The organism is Gemmatimonadaceae bacterium (assembly GCA_035633115.1).
Taxonomy (GTDB): Bacteria; Gemmatimonadota; Gemmatimonadetes; order Gemmatimonadales; family Gemmatimonadaceae; genus UBA4720.
In genome coordinates this window covers 1-2,882 of the sequence record DASQFN010000063.1, presented here as the reverse complement: position 1 = coordinate 2,882, position 2,882 = coordinate 1, and the positions used below count along the sequence as shown (strand labels likewise).

Annotated in this window: 1 protein-coding gene and 2 tRNA genes; all 3 read right to left on the bottom strand. The window is 60.1% G+C overall.

What is annotated here, in order from left to right; translation table 11 throughout:
* Window positions 1–222 precede the first annotated feature (222 nt).
* The gene (gene ltrA, locus VES88_08620; GenBank protein ID HYN81550.1) at window positions 223–1,488 is read right to left on the bottom strand and encodes a group II intron reverse transcriptase/maturase; all 1,266 of its coding nucleotides are present in this window, start codon (window positions 1,486–1,488) and stop codon (window positions 223–225) included.
* A gap of 1,036 nt (window positions 1,489–2,524) precedes the next feature.
* A tRNA-Glu gene (locus tag VES88_08615) sits at window positions 2,525–2,600 on the bottom strand.
* Window positions 2,601–2,652: 52 nt separating this feature from the next.
* Window positions 2,653–2,728, bottom strand: a tRNA-Ala gene (locus VES88_08610).
* Window positions 2,729–2,882: the final 154 nt, after the last annotated feature.

Sequence of the window (2,882 nt, the reverse complement as noted above, 5' to 3'; positions counted from 1 at the left end):
GGAAACGCTCTCAGGCAGCCCGTCTCCGAGCACCCGATTCTCCGTAGTGGGATTCTCATCCAAGCGGGTTTCCCCTCCTCTTACTCAAGCACTCTTGCATTCAGGCCCCTTCGCTCAGCGGTCGTTACCCGCTTCGTAGCTGTCGGGTCGGAGGAGGCGCGCCTGCGCGCTGGCCTCCGTCCGCCGCCCAAACTGGACATGCAGTTTTCCCGCATCCAGCTTTCACGAAGATTCGATTCTCTGAGAAGCAAGCGAAGGAATCAATCCGACCAAGTTCACCAGCCCCAACTCTCCGTAGAGCTTGGCAGCGGGGAGCCCCTGCCAGCCCGCACAACGCCAACGCTTGAAGCGATGCGACCAAATACGACGCACAACCCAGCGATCGAGTCGGTTGAAGATCTTCCGGACATGGGCACGCTTGAAATACTCGCCCCAGCCCCGCAGCATCGGGTTGAGTTGCTGAATCAGCGCATCGGTCTTGAGCGGCATGCGCCGCTGTGTGAGGCTTCGCACCCGATCCATGAACCGCCGGATCGATTTCTCGCGCGGGTACGCATACAGCGCTCCCGAGCGTGCTGCGCTACGAATCTTGCCCGCAGGCAGATCGAGCTGCCCTCCGCGCTTGATCTTGTAGCCGAGAAACTCGAACCCGTAGCGGACATGCACGATCCGCGTCTTCTGCGGATGTAGGTGCACGCCCAATTCGCTCAGAATACGTTGTGCCGCCGCCACCGCCGCTCGTGCTTGCGCTGCGGATGCGCAGGTGACCACCCAATCATCCGCATAGCGCGTCAACTGATACCCCCTGCGTCGCATCTCCTGGTCAAACGGCGTGAGCAGGATATTGCTCAGCAACGGAGAAATCACTCCACCCTGCGGAGTCCCGCGCTCGGTCGGAAACAGCCGCCCTTTACCATAGCTTCCCGCCTTGAGCATTGCCTCGATCAGACGCAACACTCGGCCATCGGCTATGCGGCGACCCAGCAGCATGAGCAGCTTGCCGTGATCCACCGACCCGAAGAAATCCTTCAGGTCAGCATCGACAATCCACTCCTTGCCACCTTCGATCTCCTTCCACACCTTGCGCAGGGCATCCTTCGTCGATCGCCCTCGCCGATATCCGAAGTTGGCCTCCTCGAATACCGGCTCGAAGATCGGCTCCAGTCGATTGAGCAGCGCCTGCTGGCACACCCGATCGTAGATCGTCGGAATGCCCAACGTTCGCCACTCTCCCGGCTTGCCTTCCTTCTGGATCGGCACTTGCCGCACCGGTTGGGGCCGATAGGCTTCCTCTGTCAACTCCCGCTGCAGCCGATCCAACTGCTGGTCCAACTGCGCCTCGAAAGCCTCCAGACTCTGCCCATCCACGCCCCCACTGCCCCGGTTGGCACGCACCCGCTCCCAGGCCATCTCCAAGTTCTTCCGCTGGTACACTTTGTCGATTAATGAATGGACCTTCCTTGCCTCCGTCGGGTTGATCCAGTCCACCAGTCTCCTCGGACGAGAATGTACGGGTATTTCGCTCATGGAACTGATCCTCCTTCCCGCCCTTACTCACTGGCTTCCCAACTCTTCCCGACCCTCTTCGCCTGCCGCCTTCCCCGACCCACTTCCGTCGCCGATTGCTCGGTCACGCAGCTTTCACCGCGCTTGTCGGTACTACTCGGCACTCCGACCACTCGCCCGGCATCGCTTCCCACTTCGCTCCTCGCTTATGGGGTCACTTGTCTCGGTGCCACCCGAGAACCGTGCGAGTTCTCCTGAGGTCACACGCTGTTCTTCCGTACCGTGCCGCCCGCAAACACCTTGGTGCGGTGGGTGAATGAGTACGCCTTCGCCTCCATAGTGCAGGCTCGACCTTGCCCCACCTTTGGCCGACCGGTTCATCGTCGGGGCAGCCCCCATCGATTACGGCCCGGTACTTCTCCTCATGCCCTTCGGATTCCACCTCGCGATGGACACCCTGCCCTCCGGAGCATTGCCAGAAAGTGGCTCCAGGTCCGCCTTGGCTGTATCCGGCTTTCGCCTTCGTGCCCATTTAGGCTTCTCCATACCTGCCTTCTTTCTCCGGCCAGCGAGGCATTACCCCCGCCTTCGGATACGACGCCCCTCATCCGAGCGCCAGAGGGACTTGAACCCTCCTGAACAACGCGCTGCTCAGCGCACACCATGATCCCGTTTGACTTCTGGCAAAGCTCGGAGGACCAGTACGTGCCGCCCTGATAGGTCCTACAGCGGTAGAGTTCTGCGGCGCTCACCATGCCGGACAGCATCAAGAACACCACGGACAACGACAGTGAACGGATCACTGGACTTCCTCCCTCTTAATTTCATAACGCGCGGTCTCTTACCGGAATGTCCCCGCGCTTCGGTTCATGTGTGTCTGAAGCCGTTCGTTAACTCGCTAGCCTTGTTTGTGAGCGCACTTTCATACCCTTAGTGAAACAGCGTTGCGTTACACGCCGGGCAGAAAAGCCCCGTCTTTCCGTGGACTTGGTTCTAGGTCAGTTACTTAGCATGTAACTGGCGTCCCCACGGGGATTCGAACCCCGGTTACCGCCGTGAAAGGGCGATGTCCTAGGCCTCTAGACGATAGGGACTGCGTGACTTACAGAACGGCAAAGATTCGAGAGGTGTTCTGATCTTTTGTTCTGGTGGAGGTAAGCGGGATCGAACCGCTGACCTCTTGCATGCCATGCAAGCGCTCTCCCAGCTGAGCTATACCCCCGACCGAGCCGAAAATTATATCACCCGGAAACCGCTCGCTCCAGGCGCTGCAGCACGACCTCTTTCTTCAGCGCCGCGGCGATGGCGTCGATGGCGGGCGTCTGGGCGAGCCCGGTGAGCGCGACGCGAAACGGCATCATGACCTGTGGCATCTT